The 531-nt window shown below is 46.3% G+C and carries 1 protein-coding gene; it reads left to right on the forward strand.

Annotated elements, in window-relative coordinates:
• Window positions 1-323: 323 nt before the first annotated feature.
• A partial coding sequence (locus tag QQK43_RS23835) for a hypothetical protein (RefSeq protein ID WP_284309665.1) occupies window positions 324-531 on the forward strand: 208 nt, incomplete at its 3' end.

Raw genomic sequence — 531 nt, forward strand, 5'->3', positions numbered from 1 at the left:
CCCCCCTAGCCGCTGACCGGTGGGCCCGCGTGCCGGCGCCCTTCCTCCCTCTCCCGAGCCGCTGACCGGTGGGCCCCGCATGTCGGCGCCGCCCCCTCCGTGCTGACGTCAGCCCTGGGATTTATTGCGCAATAAATGATTTAAGGTTTTTCTTTTATAGTAATAAACACAGTGAATCTTCTAAAATTCATAACTAATTCATCCGAGCTCCGTTTAAGCCCATTCAAGTCTCAGTAAATCAAGAAAAATGTGTAGAATCCATTAAAAATGGTTTTGTTCTCTGTTTCAGTAGTCTTATAGCCTGTTTGCAATGTTTGCCTTGTATGTCGCTAGATTCCGGTTCCTCCGACGCTCCGGTGTACTTCGAGATAGTCGCCGAGGTTCCTCCAGCAGCAGAGCAAGGCAAGTCATGCTTGTCACTTGAACATGTTGATCCTATATTGCAAATGCTCTATTGTTTTCTTTCAAATATTGCATTGTTCTATAATGTTACTATGGGTTGTTTACCTATTGTCATAGCCATGCTATTGA

It is taken from the genome of Hydrogenophaga electricum (assembly GCF_030160815.1).
GTDB lineage: Bacteria > Pseudomonadota > Gammaproteobacteria > Burkholderiales > Burkholderiaceae_C > Hydrogenophaga > Hydrogenophaga electricum.